This is a genomic window from Clostridium sp. LIBA-8553 (assembly GCF_057782465.1).
The window spans coordinates 3367886-3390442 of sequence record NZ_CM173489.1 but is presented as its reverse complement, the minus strand read 5'-3'; the positions used below and the strand labels follow the sequence as shown (position 1 = coordinate 3390442).

Sequence of the window (22557 nt, the reverse complement as noted above, 5' to 3'; positions counted from 1 at the left end):
CAGACATATTAAGATACATACTATTTTACCTTTATGAATAATAATTTAGTAAGTATTATCTTTGGTATGTTTGTAGATTTTTTATTGGTCTAAAAAATTTTTTTATAAAAAACTTTGTTAAAATGTTGACAAATTAAAGAGGGGTTGATATTATAATAAATGAAAAGAGAATTTTCAGAAAATTTAAACAAAGATTAATGGGAGTTATTAAAAAGGGAGGATTTTACTATGAAGATAAATGTAAGAGAATTATTAGGAGATAAAATAAACGTTGAAGATGCTATAATCTTAAGAGATTATATTGAAAATAATTTAGATGAAAATGTAGAGTTAGATTTTAATGGTATAGATAGAGTTTCAACAACTTTTTTAACTTGCTTATTTACTGATATGATAAATAAAGTTGGAAGAGAAGATATTATTTCAAAAATAAATGTTAAGAATTTATCAAACTATAGTGATTATTCAAGAGTTGTAGTTGGAACTACTTTTGCATAACAGATAAGAATATGAATTATGTAGAAAATATAAAATTTTATATTAAGTTGAACTCTGAAGGGGCAACATAATAGAATCTGTTTATAAGGATTCTTTATGTTGTCTTATTTTTTTGCCTAAATATTTACCCAATATTCCATTGTTAACAGAAATAATATATAATTTTATACAAAGAAGAATTAACATTTTAGTTTAAGTGAATAATACTAAATAGTTAAATTTGAAAGGAGAATTATTCATATGAATCCAATAGTTACAATAGAAATGGCAAATGGAGAAAAAATAAAATTAGAATTATATCCAGAGATTGCACCAAATACAGTTAGAAACTTCGTTAGTTTAGTTAAAAAAGGTTTTTACGATGGTTTAACATTCCATAGAATAATACCTGGATTTATGATACAAGGAGGATGCCCAGAAGGTACAGGAATGGGTAACCCAGGATATAGAATAAAAGGTGAATTTACAAGAAATCAATTTCCAAATAACTTAAAGCATTCAAGAGGAGTTATATCAATGGCTAGAGCTATGAATTTTGATTCAGCAGGAAGCCAATTCTTCATAATGCATGAGAATTCACCACACTTAGATGGACAATATGCTTCATTTGGTAAAGTTATAGAAGGTATGGATGTTGTTGATAAAATAGCAAATGTAAAAACTGACTACAATGATATGCCAGATGAACCACAAGTTATGGCAAAGGTAACTGTAGAAAATGCAGAGGGTATAGAAGAGCCAGAAATACTTTAATTTATAAATGTATGGGAGGTAGATTAGCATGAATATGCTTAATAATAGCAAGGCTATTCTAACTTATGGTTTAAATGAAAAAGAAACAAAAGACTTTCAAGCAACAGGGCACAAGGTTATTAATATAAGTAGTGAAATGGCTTCTATGAAAGTTAAAGACATTTTAGAAGGCTTAAAGTTTGAAGTTGTTTCAAACAAGAACTTTGATGAAAAAGTTGTTATATTCAGTAATTTCCCTGATGAAGAGTTACAAATGATGGTTTCAATAGCTAAAGTTATTGCAGAAAATCCTATAATGGCCGTAGTTACAGAAACATCTAAGGAATGGCAATTTAACTACCTTGTTGAGCATTTAATTGAAGAAAGAGAATGGCACAGAAAGATGCAAGGAGGAAGAGATTAAAATGAGTAGAGTTGGGGAAAGAATAAAAGAGGCTAGAAGCAAAAGTGGAATGACACAAAAAGCCTTAGCTAAAAAGCTAGGTGTAGCTGAAAAATTTATAAATGAAGTTGAAACAGGAAGAAAGATTATAAATGAGTCACTTATATCAAAAATATCAAAGGTTTTAAACACTGATTTAAATGATATAAATATGGTTGTTACTGATGAAGAGCTTCAAAAAGAACTTAAAGCTGAAAAACAAGTAAGACAAAGTAAACCAGCAGAAGTTAATGAAGTTTGGAATCAAGCTTTCGGATCAGTTTTAAAAAATGTTCCAATTTATGATTACTCATTATCTCAAGTTAAGGGATATAAACAGCTTGCTACTGCTTCTAACAAAATAGACGGTCATACAGCAAATAAAGTTTTTTATCTTAAAATAGAGAATAATGATATGACTGGATATAGAATTCAAGAAAATGACTTAGCTTTATGTTATTCCATAAAAGAAATAGAGAATAATGCTATTTGTTTAGTTGAGTTCAATGGTAAAAGAGTTGTTAGACAGATTAAAAAGCTTGATAATGTTAAAGCCTTATTAGTAAGTAATAATGGTAGCATGAGAACGGAAACAGCTAACATAAAAGAGGTTAAAGCTATAGCTAAACTTTATAGAATAGAATTTGATTTATAATACTTAAATAAAAAAAGGACAGTTCTAATATTAGAACTGTTCTTTTTATTTTTTAAATAGTTTTTACGAAGGTTATCAAAAAAGAGAAAATCTGAATAAAATAGCTATAAGCAATATAATGGGCATGGAGGATTATCGTTTGGTAGAAAAAAAAAATTTTTATAGTGATAAAAATTTTATAAATTTTGTTGTTGCTTATGATGGGGATATTGAAAAAGAAGTTGAAAATTTAAATGATGTTAGCGTTTTTTTAATTGATGATAATTATGCCATTATTTCTGTAAGACTTGACGATTTTAGGAAACAACTTGGAAGTATAAAAAGTATAGTTTATATAGAAATTAATGGAATATATACTTTGAGTGAGAGTCCAGTAGAGGATTCGAAGGCTCCAATATTCCACAACAATCCATATTTAAATCTTAGAGGGAAAGATGTTATTGTAGCCATAGTTGATACTGGAATAGATTATTTAAATAAAGAATTTATGAAGGAAGATGACACAACTAGAATATTAAGGATTTGGGATCAGACGATAACTAGTGGAAAGGTACCTAAAGGATTTATTCATGGTAGTGAGTACTCAGAGGAAGAAATAAATAAGGCAATAATGGCTCAAAATCAGGGATTAAATCCATATGACATTGTTCCTTCAAAAGATGAAAATGGTCACGGAACTAAAATGGCTGGAATAGTAGGTGCAAGGGGAAGAAATAGGGAGATTATTGGAATGGCTCCTGATTGTCAATTTATAATTATAAAATTAGAAGAAGCTGCCCAAGAATATGTAGATTTTTATTTTGCAAAAGGGGATAAGCCCAAATATAGAAACACTGATATTCTCATGTCCCTTAAATATTTATACGAATTATCTTTTAGTTTAAATAAACCTATGGTAATATACTTACCTTTAGGTAGCAATATAGGTGATCACTCGGGTGATAGTGTGTTAGAAAGATATATTGATACAAAGATATCAAAGAGAAATTCATTGATTGCAGTTACATCAACAGGGAATGAAGGAAATTCTGATACACATACATCAGGGGAAATAGAAAGAAGTGGAGATAGTAAAACAATAGAACTTTATTGTGGAAAAGAGCAAAGAGGATTATTTTTAATAATATATGCTAAAAGGCCTAGTCAAATAAAATTGGGAATAACCTCACCGTCAGGTGAAACTTTTGAGGATACTAATCCATATAGAACAAAACATATACTTTTAAGCGATTCACCACCTTGGGTTTTTATTTATGAAGGAACTAGTGTGGAAGTTGCTTATGATTCACCAGATGAATTTACAGGTGATGAAAAACTTATGATAAGGATGACGGATGTTAAAGAAGGAATTTGGAAATTTAAATTAACCGGTACTTATATAGTTGAGGGAATATACAATGCTTGGATATTACAACGAGAATTGCTTTCAGAAGATACAAGGTTCTTAACTCCAACACCATATACTACATTAACTATACCGGGAACAGCTTCAAGTGTTATTAATACTTCATATTATAATCAAAATAATGGTGCAACAGTATCAGAATCCGGAAGAGGGTATCCAAGGAATGATATCATACAGCCTATAATTACAGCTGGAGGAATAAATGCTTTAACTACTAGGTCTGGAGGTGGAACTGTGAGGGTTTCAGGAGCAAGCGTTGCTGGCGCCGTTTTGGCTGGAGGTTGTGCTTTAATTCTTCAGTGGGCTGTTATTGATAGAAATGATCCAGACATGTATGCTGTAAAATTGCAGTCATATATTATTAGGGGAGCAAGAAAAAGAGAGGGAGATATTTATCCAAATAGGCAGTGGGGATATGGAATTTTAGATATACAGGGAATTTTTAATAGTCTAATAAGCAAATAAAGGGAGATTTATTATGGAAACTAAAACTAGTATTGGTATAGATTTTATAAATGTTATACCAGAACAAGTATTATATAACCTTGTTAATGTTTTCTCTCCTGGAACTTTAAGTACAGGAGAAATAGAGTTAGTTGTTTTATATGGAAGTAATTTTTTGAGGTTTAAAAATTCAGTTGAAAAAATAGGAGCTACGGTAGAGGATTTAGGGTATGGATATGGAATATTAACTATAAAAATTAGTGATTTAAATAGGATAAAAGAACTTGAAGGGCTACAATATATAGAATTACCTAAAGTTTTATATACATCAGATTACGATAGCAATAGAGCATCCTGCATACCGTCTGTTTGGAGTAATTATGGTTTAACTGGTAGGGATGTGTTAGTTGGATTTTTAGATACGGGAATAGATTTCACTCATAATGCATTTAAAGATAAGGATGGCAATACTAGAATAGAATATATATATGACCTTGAGAATAAAACTGTATATGATAAAACAAAAATAAATGAGGCTTTAAAAGCAGAAGATCCATATAGTATTATTCCAGTACAGGATTTATCGGGACATGGAACTCATGTTGCTGGAATTGCTTGTGCTGGTGGAAATATAAGTTATGATCGTTATGGAGTTGCATACAATAGCAGTATTGCTATGGTAAAAATAACAGGAGAAAAACGTTTAACAGCAGCTTTAAGTACTCAACTCATGAGAGGATTAAAATTTTTAATAGATAGAAGTAATGAACTTAATAAACCACTAGTTGTAAATATAAGTTTAAGTACAAATGATGGTTCTCATAATGGGAGTAGTTTGTTAGAACAATATATTCAAACATTTACTAAATTACAAAGAGCTGCTATTGTCGTAGCTGCTGGAAATGAAGGAAATGCTGCTCATCATGTTGGTGGAATGATAAGAAAAGAAGAGAATATAGATTTAAATATTTCTAATGGGGAAAGAGGAATTATACTTGATTCATTCATACCTGTTCTTGTTGATATATCAATTGAGGTAATATCGCCAACTGGTATAAGCACAGGTCAGGTACCTGTGACGGAATCGTATAAAGAACGATTTGTTGGAAGAGAAAAAGTAGTTATTTATAGCACTGGACCTAAACCTTTTGATATACAAGGACAAACTACTATAAGCATTTTACCTTTAGGAGATACAATAACTCCTGGTGAATGGAGGATTATTTTAAGAAAATTAAATGATTATGAAGGATATTTTGATATTTGGCTTCCTATATCAGAAGGATTAAATGAAAAAACAAAATTTTTGCAACCAGTTGTTTATAATACATTAGGAATACCAGCAACGGTGGAAGGAGTAATTTCGGTTGGAAGTTATAATTATATAAATAATAATTTGTCGCCTTTTTCTGGTAGAGGGGTTGTTAGACCTCAATGGATAATAAAACCTGATTTAGCAGCTCCAGGAGAAAATATTTCATCTACGGCTCCAGAACAGGGATTTGATACTAAAAGTGGAACATCAATGGCAGCACCACAGGTTGCAGGAATATGTGCTTTACTTTTTGAATGGGGAATAATAAAAAATAATGATCCATTTTTATATGGAGAAAGGATTAAATATTATTTAGTTAGGGGAGCTAGGAGAACAATTGTTGGAAATGCTTATCCAAATCCAGATATAGGATATGGCTTTGTTTGTTTAGATAAAACTATGGAACTATTGATTAATAGGAGGTAGTTATGGAGAGTACATCAAATAAAGGGTTTTTAATAAATGATCCAGAAAGTATTAACTTTCTTATTGAATATACTGGGGATATAAAAAATGAAGTTAAAAATATTAATGGAGTTGAGATTTTTATAATTGATGATACTTATGCAATATTGGCAATGAAAAATGTTGATTATGATCAAGTTATACAACAAATAAAAGGTATAGTTTTTATAGAGTTAGGAGGAATATATACTTTAAGCAACGAAACACCAATTGAGGCATCAAATGCTCAAACTTTTCATAAAAGTTCATATCTACAACTAAGAGGGAAAGATGTAATTGTTGGAATAATTGATACTGGAATAGACTACTTAAACCAAGAATTTATGAGGAATGATGGAAAAACTAGAATATTAAATATATGGGATCAATCAATAGAAACAGGTAATCATCCTAAAGGGATGGTTTATGGAACTGAATATAGTCAAGATGAAATTAATGCAGCTATAGAATTAAAAAGGAATGGTGGAGATCCCTATACTATAGTTCCATCTAAAGATGATATTGGACATGGCACAGAAATGACTTGTATAATTGCTGGAAGTGGAAAGGATGCAAGTTTAACTGGTGTAGTTCCAGAAAGTGATATTGCGGTAGTTAGATTAGACAAAGCGTTTAAAAAGTATACAGATTATTTCTTTGCAAAGGGAGATGCTGTAAAGTATAGAAATATAGATATACTTTTAGCAATAAAATATTTATATAACTTATCATTTCAATATAATAAGCCAATTGTTATATATGTACCTGTAGGAAGTAATTTTGGAGCTCACGATGGAAGTAGTATTTTAGAAAGGTATATAGATGAAATTTCTAATAAAAGAGGAGTTGCTGTTGTAGCTTCTTCTGGAAATCAGGGAAATACTGATACTCATGCTGATGGAATTATAGCAGAAACAGGACTTAGTAAAACCATGGAATTAGAAGTTGGAGAAGATCAGCAGGGGCTTATAATGATTATTTTAGGTTATAAACCAGACAAGTTCAGACTTTCAATAATATCACCTTCTGGAGAGATTGTTCAAAATGCAAATCCATTACCTAGCTATGCGGGGAAAACGAAATTAGCTATTCAAAATGGATATAAGATAAGTTTTATATATGAAGGTACTATTATGGATATATTTTATGATTCTCCAGATGAACTTACTGGAGGAGACAGAATTATTATAAGAGCACAAAATTTAAAGCCAGGAATATGGAGATTTAAATTAACTGGTGAATATATAACTTTTGGTAAGTTTGATGCTTATATATTGCAAAAAGAATTATTAGCTAAAGGAACAAAGTTTATAACTTCTTCTCCATATACTACCTTAACAATTCCAGGAGCCGCAGAAAAAATGATAACTGTGGCCTCTTATGATCAGAATAATAATGCTATAGTTTCAGAATCTGGAAGAGGATTTCCAAGAAATCATTTAGTTCAACCCCTTATTGCAGCAGGTGGAGTAAATGCTTTAACTGTTAATAATAAAGGAGAGAAAGTTTACGTTAGTGGAGGAAGTGTAGCTGCTGCTGTAGTTAGTGGATGCTGTGCTATGCTTTTTCAATGGGGAATTGTTTATAATAATGACCCAACCTTATATGTGGCTAAGCTTCAAACATATTTAATAAGAGGAGTTAATACGAGGAAAGGGGATATATATCCAAATGAAGAATGGGGATATGGAACCATAAATATGATTAAGGTTTTTGATAGTTTAAGGGCAAATACGCTTTTTTAATAGAAAATAAATATTAGAGTAATTTTAATGTGTAGGTATCTATTAACAAAACAAGGTTAAATTTCATAAACTATAATGTATTAATTTATAATTAGGAGAAATTTTATGGCTTTAGGTGGATTAAAGGTTCAATGTTTTAGTGAAACAGAGAGATATATACCTATTGATAAAAGTAAAGTTACAATAACACCAACTTCAGAAGAAGGATTAGCTTTAGGAAACCCTACTGAATTGTATACTGATGCAACAGGAAGTACTGATACTATAGAGCTTGATGCACCTCCTTTAGAATATTCAAGCGAACCTGGGAGAATACCATATAGTTTCGCAGAAGTTACTATTGAAAGAGAAGGTTTTTTACCTACTATGATAAAGGGTGTTCAAATCTTCCCTTCTAGGATTGCTTTACAACAAGCTCGATTGCGAGAAAGTAGAGGTAGTTATAGACAGGAGGTAACTATTAACATACAAGCTAATAGATTGGTTGGGAATTTTCCTCCTAAAATTCCAGAAGCAGATGAAAAAGAGTTACCATTTCCAAAGGGAACTGTAGTTTTGCCAGAACCAGTAGTTCCTGAATATATAGTAGTTCACAATGGAAGACCAGACGATAATTCAGCCGCTAACTATAGAGTTGATTATAGGGAGTATGTAAAAAATGTTGCCTGTTGTGAAATATTTTCAACTTGGTCTGAAAATACTATAAGAGCCAATGTATATGCTATAATATCATTTACTTTAAATAGAATATATACTGAATGGTATAGAGGAAAAGGTAAGAATTTTGATATAACTAGTTCAACAGCTTTTGATCATGCATTTAATTATGGAAGAAACTTTTATGACAACATAAGTAGAATTGTAGATGAAATATTTGCAACATACATTAGAAGGTTTAATGCTAAGCAACCATTATTAACTCAATATTGCGATGGTATAAAGGTTCAATGCCCAGGATGGATGACTCAGTGGGGAAGTAAGTATTTGGGAGATGACGGAAAAGTACCTTATGAAATTTTAACTTCTTTTTATGGTGATGATATAGAGTTAGTAACTGCTAAAAAGGTAACAGGAAGTCCAAAATCTTTTCCAGGCTTCACATTAAGTGTGGGTTCTTCAGGAGAACCTGTTAGAGTTATACAAGAACAGTTAAATGCTGTATCTAAGGCTTATCCTTTAATACCTAAGGTTGCTGTAGATGGAAATTATGGTGAAAAAACTAGAGATTCAGTTAAAACTTTTCAAAAAATATTTAACCTTCCACAAACAGGAACGGTTGATTATGCAACATGGTACAAGTTATCAGATGTATTTGTTGCAGTAACTAAAATAGCAGAGCTTAGATCAAGTGTAGAGAAAAAAATATTCTATCCTCCAACAATAATGGATAGAATAAGCAATGTTCCTAAAATAATTTATTAAAGATTAAAGCTGTACTAAGCATATTTTATTTTTTTAAAACTATGCTTTGTACAGCTTTTAGTTTAATAGATGTATTTTTATAATATTTAAGCTTACTTTTTAAATTTAAAGAAATAAAAGTAAATACATTGAACAATAAAGACTAAGCTTAAAACACCAAACATTGGGTACAATGTAGTTATTAGATTAGAGAAACCTATTAGTGAAATTGGGAGAGCAAGTATTAGTACTAAAAAAATAGAATGTTTATACTTTAATTTAAAGCTTTTACTAATAGTTTTGCTTATTGAATAAACATCTGAAACCTCTGTTGAGAACATTTCAGCTAATATTATCATTAAAAGCATTATTTGAATTGGCTTTCCAAATCTATCTGCAATATAAAGTAATGGAATCTCATACTGAAATATTTGAGGTTGGTTTACCATGAGCATTGAGTTTATAAAAATACATATAATAGTTAATAAAATAGAGCCTAAAGTTATTCCCAAAGTCATTATTTTTTTGTTTTTTATTTCATTACTTAAAGGAACGATTACACCGCAACAGCAAAGAATATTATATCCGCAATATAGAATTCCAGAAGTAAAAAATCCATTAGAGAGTTTGGGCTCAATAGTAGTTAGTGAATTTATAGTAATTGGATCATTAGCAAAGGAAACATAAAGAATCATAAGTGTAGTTGTTACAATAATCAAAGAGGGTACTATAATTGAATTTATTTCTACAAGACCATCAGTTCCTCTAAGAAGTATTACTGAAGCAATGATTGCCATTATTATTGAGCCTATAATTTTAGGAATCCCGAAATATTGATTTAATAAGGCACCACTACCTGCAAGGATTATGGATGCACTAGATATTAAGTAAAGAGTAGTTATTATTCCAGTCAATTTACCTAAAATATTAGGACTAACAGTATTTATAACTTCATTATAAGAATTTAGATTGTTTTTCATGCTTATTCTAGAAATTATGTTACAAAGTACAATATAAAATAAACCTGTCATTAAAATAGTAAAAAAACTTTTATAACCATAAACGGTAAAAAAGTTTGTTATTTCTTTACCAGAAGCAAGTCCAGCTCCTACTATAGTTCCAATGAAAACAAAAGCTACTTGAAAGACTTTTATAATATTTTTCATTAAATCACCTCCCCTAACTAAATATATAAAATGTAGAGAAGGTTTATTCTTAAATAAAAAGGAAAAGTTAGATTTATAATCATTATTCTATTAATACTTTTAAGCTATTTGGAAAACCTAAAATAGGACTTATTCTTAGAGTAGGAGTGATTATGAATGGTAAGAAAAGTTATTGCAACTTTAATTATGGGATTAATGTTTTTTTCAGTAGGATGTAATAAGGTAAATAGTACAATTAAGGAGAGTGAAGATTTAAGAAAAAGTGTAGAGAGTATATATTTTGATAATGAAATAGCAAAATCTATAGCTGAAAAATATATGGAAGCTCTTAAAAGTAAGGATTTAAACACTATAAAAAATTTATCTAATAAAGAAATTGATAAAAATATAATAATAGAACCAAGCGCGGAGCCTGAAATTACAGGAATAAAACAAGTTGGAGCAGCACAACTTGGAAACAAAGCTATGTTTAAGTTTAAAGTTACTAGGGCTAAAAGAGGGGAACCTATGGCAGAATTAGAAGAATATTATTTAGAGGTTGGAAAAACTCAAGAGGAGGAATATAAAGTCTCTAAGTTAAATGCCACTCAACTTTATAATGTTTCTGAGGAAAAGAATGAGTTAAAGATAAGGAAAGATGATGAAGTTGAAATTAGTACACTTATAGATATTAAGAGCATACCATATAAGGCTTATCCTAAGGTCAATGTTATAGACATTACTAAAGTGGATGTACCAAAAGAGGCTTTTTCAGCTGTAGAAATATCATTTTCTGGAGATAAGGTTGCTATATCAACCTATAAAGGAGAGGATTCATATATAGGAGTGATTGATGTTGATGATTCAAAAAAAACAGCTACAAAAGAAGGTGAGAGTGAAGGGGGCAAAGAAGATAAAGATAAGAGCAAACCACTAGGAAAAAATCTTACTACTCTAGATATATTAAATGGATGTAAGGTTTCTAGTTTAAATTTTTCAGATGATGATGGATATGTGGTTGCAAACTATGTAAAAGGTAATTCTACAAGATTTAAGGTTTATCAAAGTAGCGGAAATATTATAGCATTAGAGTTAGATGATATATTTGCTGAAGAGCACTATAATCTAATTTATGAAAAAATAAAAGATAATAATATTATTATGAATGTTACATCTACAGAAGATTCAGCACAAGCTGGAAATGAATTAACTGGAAGATATAAAATATCCTTAAAAGATTTTAAACTTCAAAAACTATAGTATAATAGAAGATAAGTTAATCATAAATATTAGAAATTTTATGATTAACTTTTTTTATTTTAAAGAAATTTGATTTTAATGAAAAGGTGATATAAATGGAAAAAATAAAAACTTGGGGAGATAAAAGATATAATACTTTAAATAGGTTTTTGAGAGAAAAATTTGGAGAAAAAGTATTTAAAATAAGTTTAGATGGTGGATTCACATGTCCTAACAGAGATGGAAAAGTTGCTAAGGGTGGATGTACATTTTGTAGTTCAAAGGGATCTGGAGATTATGCAGGGCAAAGGACTTTAAGCATTGGTACTCAGTTTGATAATGTTAAAGAGATGATGAATAAAAAGTGGAAAGAAGGAAAATATATAGCTTATTTTCAAGCATATACTAATACATATGCTCCTGTAGATGAACTAAAAAGAAAGTATGAAGAAGCCATAAACAAGGAAGGCGTTGTAGCATTAGCTATAGGAACAAGACCTGATTGCATAAACGAAGAAGTTCTAGATTTATTAGAAGAAATGAATAAGAAAGTTTACACTTGGGTTGAGTTAGGGCTTCAAACTATTCATGATGAAACAGCTAGAAGTTTTAATAGAGGCTATGATTTAGAAGTATTTAATAAGGCTATGGAAGGATTAAAAAGTAGAGGTATAGACACTGTTGTTCATTGTATATTTGGTCTTCCTGGAGAAACTAAAGAACAGATGCTAGAAACCGTGGATTATGTTGCGAGATGCGGAGCGCAAGGGATAAAGCTTCATTTACTTCATCTTATGGAAGGAACAAGAATGGTTAAGGATTATGAGGAGGGAAGATTAAAGTTTTTAACTCAAGAAGAATATATAGATTTAATATGCGAAGCTATAAGTAGAATTCCTCAAAATATGGTTATACATAGATTAACAGGAGATGCCCCAAGAAAGTTACTTATAGGTCCTATGTGGAGTTTAAAAAAGTGGGAAGTTTTAAATGCGATTGATAAAGCTCTTGAAGATAATGATATTTATCAGGGAAAGAACTTTGAAGAATAATTAATTAAAGTGGGGGAAAACTTATGAAAATTGATGTTATAATTTCAGCCGATTATATAGATAGTGAATCTCTTATAGGGAAAGTTGCTGTGGTTATAGACATGTTAAGAGCAACATCTGTAATCACTACAGCTCTTTCTAATGGAGCTAAGAGAGTTATTCCAGTAGTAAGCGTAGAGGAGGCCTTTAATAGGGCAGAAGAATTAAAAGCGCTAGGAGAAGAAGTATTACTTGGGGGAGAAAGAAAGGCATTAAAAATAGATGGATTTGATTTCTCTAATTCACCATTAGAGTATAAAAAAGATATTGTAGAAGGAAAAAATGTAATAATGTCTACTACAAATGGAACAAGAGCTTTAAATCTATGCAGTAAGGCAGATAAAGTTATTATAGCTTCTGTTTTAAATGGACAAGCAGTGGCTAAATATCTAGAAAATGAAGAAAAGGAAGTAGTATTTGTTAATTCTGGAACAAACGGTGAATTTTCAAGTGATGACTTTATATGTGCAGGTTATATCATAAGCGAATTATGTAAAAATAAAGCTCATGAGCTTACTGATATAGCTAAAACTGCTAAGTATGTTTATGAAAGTAGCAATGGAATAGAAAACTTTATAAAGGATGCTAAACACTATAATATTCTTAAAAATTTAGGATTAGAAGATGACTTAAAATATTGCTCTACAAAGGATTTAATAGATTTAGTTTTTGAATTTAAAAATGGTGAAATAAAGCCTGTAAAATCAGATATAAAGGTAACAGTATAATACTATTTTATGAATTTTTTTTAGAAAAAACGAATAAATTGCAGAAAGAGAATTTTATAAATAAAAACTACTTTAAATGCAATGTTTTTAAAACAAAAAGAAATATCTTGACAAAATATTCTAAAATATTGACCAATTTTCAAATATTAATATTTTTTATTTAAATTGTTAATAAATAGTTAAAAAGGATTGTTTGTTAATAAGTGTGCAGGAATATATTATGTTGATATAATTAGATATTTTATAAAGGGGATGTTTTGAATGAAAAAAAAATTATTAGTAGTTCTTATTTCTGCCATAATGGGACTACAGTTAGTTGGATGTGGAAGTTCTAATGATTCAGCAAAGTCAAATGCTTCAGAAAATAAGCCTGCAGCAACAGATAGTAATAAAAAAGTTGTTGATAATGATAGTTTAACTAATGATGTTGCCGAGGTTTATCTTGATGTTAAGGAAGAATATCTAGAAGTACTTCAAAACAAAGAGATGAGTGAGTGGAAAGAAGATAAGGCGGAAGCTTTAAAAGATTTAAATAATATTAAAGCTATGACTCCAAAGGATAATAATAATATAAATCAAGCAATAACTGATATAGAACAGTTAATAGATAAATATCAAAATGCTTTAGATGGAAGTGGAGCAGATCCAACAGGTATTCAAAATTTAGAGTCACAAATAAAGCAATTATTATTTGATAAATAGTTTAAAAAAAGGGAGATTTAAGAGAATCTCTCTTTTTTATTTTATGGAAAGATTGTTAAATTTTTAATTTATTGAAAACAATTTCACATGGTGTTAAAATAAATATTGTAAAAAACAACATAAATATATACGTATATATTCAACTTGTGTAAGAGTAGTTAGAGTTAAACACGAGAAAAATTTAGTTTTTTTTTGTTTAGCTCTTTTTTATTTTATGCTTTTTTAAAACTGAATAGATTAAATTACTAGGTGGTGAATAGTCATGGTAAATCAATTCTTGGCTGAGCTTGTTGGAACTGCGCTTTTGATATTATTAGGGGATGGAGTAGTTGCAAATGTAGTTCTTAAGAAAACGAAAGGAAATAATGCTGGACTTATTGTTATTGCTGTGGGATGGGCAATAGCAGTGGCGATTCCTGTATATATTTTTTCTAGAGTGAGTGGAGCTGTATTTAATCCTGCAGTCACTATTGCATTAGGTATAACTGGAGGGTTAACATGGTATCAGGTGGTATTATTTTGTATAGCACAATTTATAGGTGCTTTTATAGGTGCTGTCCTTGTTTATTTAACCTATTATACTCATTTTGAGTCTACTGATGATCAAGACGCAAAACTTGGTACATTCTGTACTATACCAGCTATTAGAAATTATAAGTGGAACTTTTTTGCTGAGTTTATAGGAACCTTCGTTTTAATGTTTGGAATTCTAGGACTTGGTGATGCAAAGATGGTAGATGGAATGATGCCTATAGCTGTTGGTCTATTAATTTTAGTTATAGGAGTATCTTTAGGAGGACCAACTGGATATGCGATTAATCCAGCTAGAGATTTTTCACCTAGACTTGCACATTTTCTGCTTCCTATTAAGAATAAAGGAGGCTCAGATTGGGCTTATGCTTGGATTCCAATTGTAGGGCCAATACTTGGGGCAATAGCAGGATCAATTGTATATACAAGTATATTTTAAGGAGATATTAATTTGAGACAATTTTAAGGAGGCTATTTATAATGATTAATTTTAAAAGAATACTTGAGGACAACCCTATTGTTGCAGCTGTAAAGGATATGGAGCAATTAGATAAGGCTCTAGAAGCTGATGTTGATGTAATTTTTGTTTTATTTGGTAATATTTTAGATATTATAGAAATTTCAAATAAAATATCAGAGAAAAATAAAATTGGGATATTACACATAGATTTAGTTGATGGACTTACAAATAGAGAAATTGTTTTGGAATATTTGAAAGAAAAAACTAAGTTTGATGGAATAATAAGTACAAAGGCTCAGACAGTAAAAAATGCAAAAAAATTAGGATTGATAGCTATTCAAAGGGTTTTCATTTTAGATAGTCTTTCTTTTCATAGCACTAAAAATCATTTAGTTGATGAATGTGATGCTGTGGAAATGTTGCCAGGGTTATTATTTAAAGTTATTAAAGAATTATCAAAAACAATAAATAAACCATTAATAGTTGGTGGTTTAATTTCAGATAAAGAGGATGTTATGGAAGCTTTAAAATCAGGAGCAACCTGTATATCAACAACAAAAGAGGCTATATGGAAGATATAAAATTAAGAGGTGATTGTTTATGGAAAAATATATAGTAGCATTAGATCAAGGAACAACAAGCTCTAGAGCAATAATTTTTGATAAAGATCAAGATATTATTGGAATAAGTCAAAAGGAATTCAATCAGATTTATCCTAAAGAAGGGTGGGTTGAGCATGATCCAATGGAAATATGGGCAACTCAATATAGCGTACTTCAAGAAGTTATGGCTAAGTGCAATATAACTCAAGAGAATATAGCTGCTCTTGGAATTACAAATCAGAGAGAAACTACAATAGTTTGGGATAAAAACACAGGAGTTCCAATATATAATGCAATTGTGTGGCAATGTAGAAGAACAGCAGATATTTGTGATGAATTAAAAGAAAGAGAAGGTCTTGTAGACTATATTAAAGAAAATACAGGGCTTGTACTTGATGCATATTTTTCAGGAACAAAAATAAAATGGATATTGGATAACGTTGAAGGAGCAAGGGAAAAAGCTGAGAAGGGTGATTTACTTTTCGGTACAGTAGATACTTGGCTTGTTTGGAAACTTACAAATGGTAAAGTTCATGTAACTGACTATACCAATGCATCTAGAACTATGATATTTAACATAAAGAATCTTGATTGGGATGAGAGAATGCTTAAGGAATTAGATATACCTAGAAGTATGTTGCCAGAAGTGAGAAATTCATCTGAAATTTATGGATATGCTAACCTTGGAGCAAAGGGTGGAATAAGGGTTCCTATTGCAGGAATAGCTGGGGATCAACAGGCTGCTTTATTTGGTCAAGCTGCTTTTAATAAAGGTGATGTAAAAAATACTTATGGAACAGGATGTTTCTTGTTAATGAATACAGGAGATGAGCTTGTTCAAAGCAAATCAGGACTTTTAACAACAATTGCTATTGGATTAAATGGAAAAGTTCAATATGCTTTAGAAGGTTCAGTCTTCGTTGGTGGAGCAGTTATTCAATGGCTTAGAGATGAATTAAGAATTATTAGTGACTCTAGTGATACAGAATATTTTGCAACAAAGGTAGAGGATAATGGAGGAGTATATGTTGTTCCTGCCTTCGTAGGATTAGGAGCACCTTATTGGGATATGTATGCTCGTGGAACAATTGTTGGATTAACACGCGGAACTAACAGAAATCATATAATAAGAGCAGCTCTTGAATCAATAGCATATCAAACAAGAGATGTGCTTGAAGCTATGATAAATGATGTTGGGTATGATATAAATTGTATAAAAGTAGATGGTGGAGCTAGCAGGAACTCATTCCTAATGCAATTCCAGGCTGATTTGGTTGGTAAGAAGGTTATTAAACCTATAATTACAGAAACAACAGCTTTAGGAGCTGCATACCTTGCAGGATTAGCTGTTGGTTATTGGAAGGATAAAGAGGAGATAGCTAAGTTCTGGTTTGCTAGTGAGGAGTTTGAACCAACTATTTCTGACGAAAAAAGAAACAAATATTATAAAAAATGGAGAAAGGCTATTGAAAGATCAAGAGATTGGGCTCTTGATGACTAAAAAATAGTGGAAATGTTTACAAAGTTGTGATATAATTAAAAATAAGTTAATAAGTAAATTTTTATTTTGTGTAGAAGAGAGAATAGAGCTAAACACAAAAAGGATATCCGTATGTCTTTTTTGAGTTTAGCTCTTTTTATTTTTATAAGAGGGAGCGATATTTAATGATTTATGATGTAGCAATTATAGGATCTGGAGTAATAGGTGGAGCAATATTTAGAGAATTAACAAGATATAATTTAAAGGTTGTAGAATTAGAAAAAGAAAATGACGTCGCTATGGGAGCATCTAAGGCAAATTCAGCAATTGTCCACTCTGGATATGATCCAGAACCAGGAACATTGATGGCAAAATATAATGTTGAGGGAAATAAGATGTTTGATAAGCTTTGTAAAGACTTATCAGTTCCTTTTAAGAGAAATGGATCATTAATTATAGGTTTTGATGAAGATGACCAAAAAGAATTAGAGGTTTTATATAATAGAGGAATTAAGAATGGAGTAGAAGGAGTAAGACTTTTAACATCAGAAGAAGTTTTAAAAATGGAACCAAACCTAAATAAAGATGTAAAGGGAGCTTTGTTCTGTCCAACAGGAGGTATTGTTGGTGCATATGAATTTACAATAGCTCTTTCAGAAAATGCTATCGATAATGGAGGAGAATTAAGACTAAACTCTAAAGTTGTTGGTATTGAAAAAGATGAAAATTTTAAAATAAAACTTGAAAATGGAGATGTAGTAGAAGCTAGATTTATAGTAAATGCGGCAGGAGTTTATGCTGATAAGATTCATAATATGGTTTGTAAAGAAGACTTTAAGATAACTCCTAGAAAAGGTGAATATTATGTTTTAGATAAGAGTCAAGGAAGTTTATTTGAAAAGACAATTTTCCAATGTCCAACCAAGCTTGGAAAAGGAGTTTTAGTTACTCCTACAGTTCATGGAAACTTATTAGTAGGACCAGATGCTATTGATACTGAGAATAAAGATTCAGTTTCAACAGAGTACGATGGATTAGCTAAGGTTAGAGACGTTTCTTTAAAAACAACTAGAGCAATTAACTTTAGAGAAAATATAAGAAACTTTGCAGGACTTCGTGCTATAGCAGATAAGCCTGATTTCATAATTGGTGAAGCTAAAGATGTAAAAGGATTCTTTGATGTAGCAGGAATAAAATCACCAGGTTTAAGTTCAGCACCGGCTATTGCAGTGGATGTAGTTAAAATGCTTGGTGAAAGTGGACTAGCTTTAGAGAAAAAAGATAATTTCAATGAAAGAAGAGAACAAGTACACTTTATAGAACTTTCTCCAGAAGAAAAGGCAAATTTAATTAAAAAAGATAGTAGATATGGAAGAATAATTTGTAGATGTGAAAATATAACTGAGGGAGAGATTGTTGATAGTATAAATAGAACTTTAGGAGCTAGAACTATTGATGGAGTTAAGAGAAGATGTCGTCCAGGTTGTGGAAGATGTCAAGGTGGCTTCTGTGGACCTAGAGTTCAAGAAATAATATCTCGTGAAACTGGAATGAATATAGAAGAAGTGCTTTTAGATAAAAATGGTTCATACATAATAAGTGGAAAAACAAAGTAGGAGGATTTTAGTTATGAAATATGATTTAGTAGTTGTAGGTGGCGGTCCAGCAGGATTAGCAGCAGCATTTGAGGCTTATGAAAATGGAATAGAAAAAATATTAATTATAGAAAGAGATAAAGAACTAGGTGGAATCTTAAATCAATGTATTCATAACGGATTTGGTCTTCATACATTTAAAGAAGAACTTACAGGACCTGAGTATGCTGGAAGATTTATTGATATGGTAAAAGGAACTAACATAGAAGTTATGTTAGATACAATGGTCTTAGAAATTGAAGGAAAAGTAATACATGCTATAAATACTGAAAAAGGATATTTAACAATAGAAGCCGAAGCTATAGTACTTGCTATGGGATGCCGTGAAAGAACAAGAGGAGCTATAAGTATTCCTGGAGATAGACCATCAGGAATATTTACTGCAGGAGCTGCTCAAAGATTTATTAACATGGAAGGATATATGGTAGGTAAAAAAGTAGTTATTTTAGGATCTGGTGATATTGGACTTATAATGGCTAGAAGAATGACTCTTGAAGGAGCTGAAGTTAAAGCTGTTGTTGAACTTATGCCTTATTCAAATGGATTAACTAGAAATATTGTTCAGTGTTTAGAGGATTATGATATCCCACTATATTTATCTCACACAGTTATAGATGTTAAAGGTGACGGAAGATTAGAAAAAGTAATAATAGCTAAGGTTGATGATAATAGACAACCTATAAAAGGAACTGAAATCGAATTTGATGTAGATACATTATTATTATCTGTTGGATTAATTCCTGAAAATGAACTTTCAAAAAATGCAGGAGTTGATTTAGATCTTAGAACTAATGGTCTTATAGTTTCAGAAAGTATGGAAACTAATCAAGATGGAATATTTGCTTGTGGTAATGTAGTTCATGTTCATGACTTAGTCGACTTTGTTACTGAGGAAGCAAAGAATGCAGGAAAAAATGCTGCTAAATATATTAAGGGTAAAAAGAGAAAAAATAACTTTGTTGAAATTAAAAATGGAGAAAATATAAGTTATACAGTTCCTCAAAAATTTGAAATTGAATCTTTAGATGGAAACTTAAATGTATTTATGAGAGTTAGAAATGTATTTAAGAATAAGCAAATAGTTGTTAGAGATGAGGACGATAATATAATTCAAAAATTTAAGAAACCTCATGTAGTTCCAGCAGAAATGGAGAGAATTACAATACTTAAAGATAAACTTAAGGATGCTAAAGGAACAATAACAATTTCATTAGAGGATGGTGAATAATAATGGTAAAAGAATTAATATGTATAGTATGTCCTAGAGGATGTCATTTAACAGTAGATACAGATTTAGAAAAAGTTACAGGAAACACATGTAAAAGAGGTGAAATTTACGGATTAAATGAGGTTAAGAATCCAACAAGAATAGTAACATCAACTGTTAAAATAGATGGTTGCGATAATATTGTTATACCAGTAAAAACAAAGGAGCCTATTCCAAAGGGCATGATATTTGATGTTATGAAAGAGATTAATAAGGCTTCTGTTAAACTTCCAATTAAAGTTGGAGATGTTATTATAGAGGATGTTTTAGGAACTGGTGTTAGTATAGTTTCAGCTAAAACAGTTTCATAGAAAATAGATATTTAATTTAGATTTTATTTTAAAATTTGATATAGAAAAGAAGAAAGGTATCTGAAATTCAGATACCTTTCTCTTTTAATACATCTAATATTATATGTACATTAATTAGGATAGAATAAACACTCCTAACTAGTAAGTAGCTTAAAATAGATGTTTAAATATTAAAGTGGTTATGACCATTTTAGTGAGTGTATGCCATTTTTGTAAAGCACCTCGTGGTAATAATATATTTAATATTTAGTTTATTACTTAGCTTTTAAATATAAATTTCAGAGTGTATGCTATTGTTGTAAAGCACCTCTTTTTTATAAGTAAAAGTTTAAGTTTTTAATCTTTTCTTGCTACACTATTATATTAACCAGTATTATTTTTAATATGCATTAAATTTTAAATTTTTTTAGAATACTTGGAATATAAAGAATTTTAAGTAGTATGATTCATCTGAATTCCAAAGTATTGGGTGATCTGCACTTTGAGTTCTAACTTCTATTTGTCTTAAAGTTCTTCTAGCATCATGAGCAGCTTCGGCAACAGTTTTCTTTAATTGCTCCTCATCCATATAATGAGAACAAGAGCATGTTGCAAAGTAACCGCCTTCTTTAACCATTTTTATTCCTCTAAGGTTTATTTCTTTATATCCTCTAATAGCTTGCTTAACAGTGTTTCTTGATTTTGTGAAAGCTGGTGGGTCTAAAATAACAACATCAAATTGTTTTCCTTCTCTTGACCAATCTCCTAAAACATCAAAAGCATTATGCTTTTCAAATTTAACAACATCTTGAAGATTATTAAGTTCAGCATTTCTTGTAGCACAGTCAACAGCATGCTGAGATACATCTATTCCTAGAACTGATTTAGCACCTGCTATACCAGCATTTAAAGCAAATGAACCTGTATGAGTGAAGCAATCTAAAACATCCATACCCTTACATATTCTATGCATTGCAGCTCTATTTTCTTTTTGATCTAAGAAGAAACCAGTTTTTTGGCCATTTTCTAAATCAACTATGTATTTAACACCATTTTCAACTATTTCTATATCAGTATTAAATGGCTCAGTTAAGAAGCCTTTTCTTTGCTCTAAACCTTCTATTTCTCTAGTTTTTATGTCACTTCTTTCATAAACACCTTTAGCGCCATATTCCTCAACTAGGATTTTAACAATTAGGTCTCTATATTTATCCATTCCAAGAGTTGATATTTGAATTACATAATAATCTTCAAATTTATCTACTGTTAGACCAGGAAGGAAGTCAGCTTCTCCAAAGATAAATCTGCATGAAGATGTATCTATAACTCTCTTTCTATATTCCCAAGCAGTTTTAAATCTTCTCTTGAAGAAATTTTCATCTATCTCTTCATCTATGTCCTTAGTCATTATTCTTATAGTTATTTTACTTCTATCGTTTATGTAACCTTTTCCTAGAAAATAACCTTTGTGATTATAAACTTCAACTATATCTCCGTTTTCGTAGTCTCCGTCATATTCATTTATTTCATCAATGTAAATCCAAGGTCTACCTTGTTCAGCTTTTTTATTTTTCCCTTTGTGTAAATAAAACTTACTCGCCATTTAAATAGCTCCTTCCAAAATAATTCTTATAAGATTATAACACATAATAGGTTTTTCAATAGGTTTAAAATATATTTAGAGAAAAATAAATCAATACTTTTAGAATAAAGATTGAGTTGTGAATATATATTTTTAATAAGAGTAATTTTAAGGATTGAATAAAATTGATAAAAACTATCATTATTCCAACACCTAAAAGACTAAAGAAATACATAAGAGCGTCTGATTTTAAAAAGAAAGCAAAATCTTTTGTAACTCCAGAGAGGACTATAATATATGGGACTATAGGAACTGGTATAACAATAATATCTTTAAGTGATGTGCCAGCTAAACCTTTTGTCATAGGAAGTTTAATATATCATGGCATTGCCTATGAAATTTTAGAAAAATGGTATGATGAATATGGTAATGATGAAGAAGTTAGAAAGATGATGATGAGTAATAAAGATTATTGGAATAATTTTTATATGAGATTTTAGGTTTTATCTTTACTTCAACAAGAAAAAGTAGAATTTATTTAAAAAAATATATATAATTATTGTAGACTTTATAGCTAGGGGTGCCATTTGGCTGAGAGATAACATTTTGTTATTAACCCTTAAACCTGATCTGGGTAATACCAGCGTAGGAAAGCCTGTAGAAAGTTTTATAATAGTATTTTTTATATTTAGAGTATTATAACT

Annotated in this window: 21 protein-coding genes and 1 riboswitch; of the genes, 19 read left to right on the top strand and 2 right to left on the bottom strand. The window is 30.2% G+C overall.

Going from position 1 to position 22557, the window contains the following annotated elements:
* The first annotated feature begins 228 nt into the window (after positions 1–228).
* The 8 genes from AC2JAQ_RS15430 (at position 229) to AC2JAQ_RS15395 (ending at position 9102) form a co-directional block, all read left to right on the top strand.
* On the top strand, positions 229–498 hold the full coding sequence (locus tag AC2JAQ_RS15430) for an STAS-like domain-containing protein (RefSeq protein WP_423239606.1): 270 nt from the start codon (positions 229–231) through the stop codon (positions 496–498).
* Between the two features lie 240 nt (positions 499–738).
* Positions 739–1251 carry a peptidylprolyl isomerase gene (locus AC2JAQ_RS15425; protein ID WP_423239605.1) on the top strand — a complete coding sequence of 171 codons (513 nt, stop codon included), beginning with the start codon at positions 739–741 and terminating at the stop codon, positions 1249–1251.
* Positions 1252–1279: 28 nt separating this feature from the next.
* Positions 1280–1654, top strand: coding sequence for a DUF3783 domain-containing protein (locus AC2JAQ_RS15420; protein WP_488457163.1), 375 nt, complete (start codon positions 1280–1282; stop codon positions 1652–1654).
* 1 nt (position 1655) lies between these two features.
* Entirely contained in the window at positions 1656–2327 is a 672-nt protein-coding gene (locus tag AC2JAQ_RS15415; protein ID WP_488457162.1) for a S24 family peptidase, read from the top strand.
* Between the two features lie 139 nt (positions 2328–2466).
* A complete protein-coding gene (locus AC2JAQ_RS15410; protein ID WP_488457161.1) occupies positions 2467–4197 on the top strand; it encodes a S8 family peptidase in 1731 nt (576 codons plus the stop codon).
* Between the two features lie 13 nt (positions 4198–4210).
* Complete coding sequence (locus AC2JAQ_RS15405) at positions 4211–5917, top strand: S8 family peptidase (protein ID WP_488457160.1); 1707 nt, start codon at positions 4211–4213, stop codon at positions 5915–5917.
* A 2-nt stretch (positions 5918–5919) separates the two neighbouring features.
* Positions 5920–7680, top strand: coding sequence for a S8 family peptidase (locus AC2JAQ_RS15400; RefSeq protein WP_488457159.1), 1761 nt, complete (start codon positions 5920–5922; stop codon positions 7678–7680).
* Positions 7681–7785: 105 nt separating this feature from the next.
* Positions 7786–9102: a peptidoglycan-binding domain-containing protein gene (locus tag AC2JAQ_RS15395; RefSeq protein WP_488457158.1), complete on the top strand. Its 1317-nt coding sequence runs from the start codon at positions 7786–7788 to the stop codon at positions 9100–9102.
* 92 nt (positions 9103–9194) lie between these two features.
* Here AC2JAQ_RS15395 and AC2JAQ_RS15390 read toward each other — a convergent pair whose 3' ends face one another.
* The gene (locus AC2JAQ_RS15390) at positions 9195–10247 is read right to left on the bottom strand and encodes a YkvI family membrane protein (RefSeq protein ID WP_488457157.1); all 1053 of its coding nucleotides are present in this window, start codon (positions 10245–10247) and stop codon (positions 9195–9197) included.
* Between the two features lie 156 nt (positions 10248–10403).
* Here AC2JAQ_RS15390 and AC2JAQ_RS15385 point away from each other — a divergent pair, with 156 nt between their 5' ends.
* The 10 genes from AC2JAQ_RS15385 to AC2JAQ_RS15340 all read left to right on the top strand — a co-directional run bounded on the left by AC2JAQ_RS15385 (position 10404) and on the right by AC2JAQ_RS15340 (position 20292).
* Positions 10404–11486, top strand: a complete 1083-nt coding sequence (locus AC2JAQ_RS15385; protein ID WP_488457156.1) for a hypothetical protein — start codon at positions 10404–10406, stop codon at positions 11484–11486.
* 95 nt (positions 11487–11581) lie between these two features.
* On the top strand, positions 11582–12517 hold the full coding sequence (mnmL, locus tag AC2JAQ_RS15380; protein ID WP_488457155.1) for a tRNA modification radical SAM protein MnmL/YtqA: 936 nt from the start codon (positions 11582–11584) through the stop codon (positions 12515–12517).
* A gap of 23 nt (positions 12518–12540) precedes the next feature.
* Positions 12541–13284, top strand: a complete 744-nt coding sequence (locus tag AC2JAQ_RS15375; protein WP_488457154.1) for a 2-phosphosulfolactate phosphatase family protein — start codon at positions 12541–12543, stop codon at positions 13282–13284.
* A 261-nt stretch (positions 13285–13545) separates the two neighbouring features.
* Positions 13546–13986, top strand: coding sequence for a hypothetical protein (locus AC2JAQ_RS15370; protein WP_488457153.1), 441 nt, complete (start codon positions 13546–13548; stop codon positions 13984–13986).
* Between the two features lie 262 nt (positions 13987–14248).
* Entirely contained in the window at positions 14249–14956 is a 708-nt protein-coding gene (locus AC2JAQ_RS15365; RefSeq protein WP_488457152.1) for an MIP/aquaporin family protein, read from the top strand.
* A gap of 41 nt (positions 14957–14997) precedes the next feature.
* Positions 14998–15558, top strand: coding sequence for a glycerol-3-phosphate responsive antiterminator (locus tag AC2JAQ_RS15360; protein WP_488457151.1), 561 nt, complete (start codon positions 14998–15000; stop codon positions 15556–15558).
* A gap of 19 nt (positions 15559–15577) precedes the next feature.
* A complete protein-coding gene (gene glpK, locus AC2JAQ_RS15355) occupies positions 15578–17080 on the top strand; it encodes a glycerol kinase GlpK (protein WP_488457150.1) in 1503 nt (500 codons plus the stop codon).
* A 164-nt stretch (positions 17081–17244) separates the two neighbouring features.
* On the top strand, positions 17245–18675 hold the full coding sequence (locus tag AC2JAQ_RS15350) for an NAD(P)/FAD-dependent oxidoreductase (protein ID WP_488457149.1): 1431 nt from the start codon (positions 17245–17247) through the stop codon (positions 18673–18675).
* 13 nt (positions 18676–18688) lie between these two features.
* The gene (locus AC2JAQ_RS15345) at positions 18689–19942 is read left to right on the top strand and encodes an NAD(P)/FAD-dependent oxidoreductase (protein WP_488457148.1); all 1254 of its coding nucleotides are present in this window, start codon (positions 18689–18691) and stop codon (positions 19940–19942) included.
* A 2-nt stretch (positions 19943–19944) separates the two neighbouring features.
* Positions 19945–20292 (top strand): DUF1667 domain-containing protein, encoded by a 348-nt coding sequence (locus AC2JAQ_RS15340; protein ID WP_488457147.1) that lies wholly within the window; start codon positions 19945–19947, stop codon positions 20290–20292.
* Positions 20293–20698: 406 nt separating this feature from the next.
* Here the strand turns inward: AC2JAQ_RS15340 and AC2JAQ_RS15335 are convergent, their stop codons facing one another.
* On the bottom strand, positions 20699–21874 hold the full coding sequence (locus AC2JAQ_RS15335) for a class I SAM-dependent rRNA methyltransferase (protein ID WP_488457146.1): 1176 nt from the start codon (positions 21872–21874) through the stop codon (positions 20699–20701).
* 164 nt (positions 21875–22038) lie between these two features.
* Between AC2JAQ_RS15335 and AC2JAQ_RS15330 the strand changes: the two genes are divergently transcribed.
* Entirely contained in the window at positions 22039–22353 is a 315-nt protein-coding gene (locus AC2JAQ_RS15330) for a hypothetical protein (protein WP_488457145.1), read from the top strand.
* 66 nt (positions 22354–22419) lie between these two features.
* A riboswitch (TPP riboswitch) is annotated at positions 22420–22522 on the top strand.
* Positions 22523–22557 lie beyond the last annotated feature (35 nt).